The 1,895-nt window shown below is 49.0% G+C and carries 2 protein-coding genes; both read right to left on the bottom strand.

What is annotated here, in order from left to right; all coding sequences use genetic code 11:
* Nucleotides 1-129: 129 nt before the first annotated feature.
* Complete coding sequence (locus CIK99_RS04275) at nucleotides 130-576, bottom strand: hypothetical protein (protein WP_144007894.1); 447 nt, start codon at nucleotides 574-576, stop codon at nucleotides 130-132.
* A 3-nt stretch (nucleotides 577-579) separates the two neighbouring features.
* Nucleotides 580-1,821, bottom strand: coding sequence for a hypothetical protein (locus CIK99_RS04270; protein ID WP_094380140.1), 1,242 nt, complete (start codon nucleotides 1,819-1,821; stop codon nucleotides 580-582).
* Between the last annotated feature and the right edge of the window lie 74 nt (nucleotides 1,822-1,895).

Below are 1,895 nucleotides of genomic sequence, written 5' to 3'. Positions count from 1 at the left end.
TTTTCTGATTGACGGTGCAAAGGTAAGGCAAAAAAATAAGAGCAACCGGCACTGTACTGACCACTGCCATAACCAGTGCCAGTACCGTGCCAGTTGCTCCCATGAGAGTCAACGAGGGGTTAATTGATGTTATCTAAAAGCGTCTTTGTATTCCTGTTGCAAGTCGGTATAGTATTTCTGATTCAACGACTTGCTGTGTTTGTTGCAAAGGTTTTGTATGCCCCATAGCTCTTCGAAAGGCTTCCATCGGGGCGACAGTCTGAGACAGTCTGCCATTACGTCGGCAAGTATGGCTGCCCTGTTTTCGCTTAGTTTGGGTTTGAAGTCGCTATCTACCCATCCTTTCTTCACTGCTATTTCCCACAATTGCAATGCTTCAGGCGAATAGAGTGGAGATGGTTGCTGTGCGAGCTCTACGGCAGCCTCATTCTCAACGATTTCCGCCACTCCGCTGTTCTCCTCGTAAGTGGCATTGTCGCCACACATTATAATCTCCCTCTCGTCGGCAGCGGAATCCGCCGAGCGGTTTTCCACATATCTGGCCTTGTCGCCAGTCATCAGTATTCTTCTCGACATAGTTTATTTGTTTTTTGATGATTCACTTCGCACGTAGAGTGGTTCACATACAGCTTCCGACGTGTTGTTCTCGTTATACGTAGCATGGTCGCCATAGAGATATACGGCCCTTGGCGACGTTTTCTTTCTGTTCTCTTCAGACTGTTGTCCTATATTGGCCAACAGGCGTTCGTCATCCTCCGTCACATTTCCGTTCATTGCCCTTCGTAGCAAAATCTCGTATGCCCTGCGGTCTTGCTTGCTGCAATCGTGTGTGCATTCTACCAGCCGACGAAACGAAAACATCCGCTCCTCCTTCGGCTCATCGGCTCCAGTCTGCTTAGCCTCGGCGTCAAACATTCGCATCATAACTATGCCCGACAGCAGGCCTATCAGCGGAAGCAGCGGCAAGTCCTTGCGTGAGATGGCGGAGCAGAACAACTCCTTGTCGCTGAGCCACATCTCATAGACGTGGTGTGGAAACTTAGCCAGCTGCCGTTCCATGTCAACTCGCGTCATGCCCGACATCAGCATATGGTGGAAGACGAAGTCCAGAGTGTTGTCTGCTGCCATCTCGTCGATAATGCGCATGATGTTGTCGCAGCGCTTCTTGCGGTCGTTTCTGAAAGCGATGGCATCGGCAAGCCTTTTCCTTATCGAGGCATAAGGCTCTTTGTCCTTATGATGGTTGAGAAACTCCATCACGCTGATGCGCAGTTCGTGTATTTCCTTAGACAGACAGTAGGTCATATTCTCGCACACATTGTCTATCGTGGATGCCATCTGCTGGTCGTGAGTCGAGCCTTCGTTCAGCATCGTCAGCAGGTCAGCAAGGCCGTTTTTGAGGCACAACAGCCCCTTAGGCGGATTGACAGTAAACTCCGAGTAAGTGAATTTGTTATATTCCTCAGCCTCTTTCGCATGGTCAGTCTTGTATGCCTTGAAGGAAGTTTTCACCTCGGCTATCAGCGTAGAATATATTTCGTCCACTCCTGTCACCCATGCCGTCATCGGCGCTTCTCTGTTCTGCACCATCAGCGAGTTGACGGTTTCGTTGAGGTTTTGTTCCCTCACACAGCCTAACTCCTTTCCGTTGAGAGTGACGACCACTTTGTCAGGATACATGATGTCGTAAAATACCCTTCTGAGCACTACCCTCTGCCCGACAAGGCATCTGAGGGAGTCTTTATCGGTAATGTGCTTATAACCGTAGTATCTCAATCCCACGATAGAGAACTGGTATGTATATGTCTTTTTTTCGTCCATTTCGGTTTCCCTCTGTTATTTGTTTGGTAGAGTTAATAGGTTCAGATTAGGACGGGTGACTGTCACCAGTCCTG

The organism is Prevotella sp. P5-92 (genome assembly GCF_002251245.1).
Taxonomy (GTDB): domain Bacteria; phylum Bacteroidota; class Bacteroidia; order Bacteroidales; family Bacteroidaceae; genus Prevotella.
This window is presented reverse-complemented; position numbering and strand designations above follow the sequence as displayed.

Coding starts and splice junctions, on each gene's coding strand:
- CIK99_RS04275 (WP_144007894.1), bottom strand. CDS start 576: ATGTCGAGAAGAATACTGATGACTGGCGACAAGGCCAGATATGTGGAA.
- CIK99_RS04270 (WP_094380140.1), bottom strand. CDS start 1,821: ATGGACGAAAAAAAGACATATACATACCAGTTCTCTATCGTGGGATTG.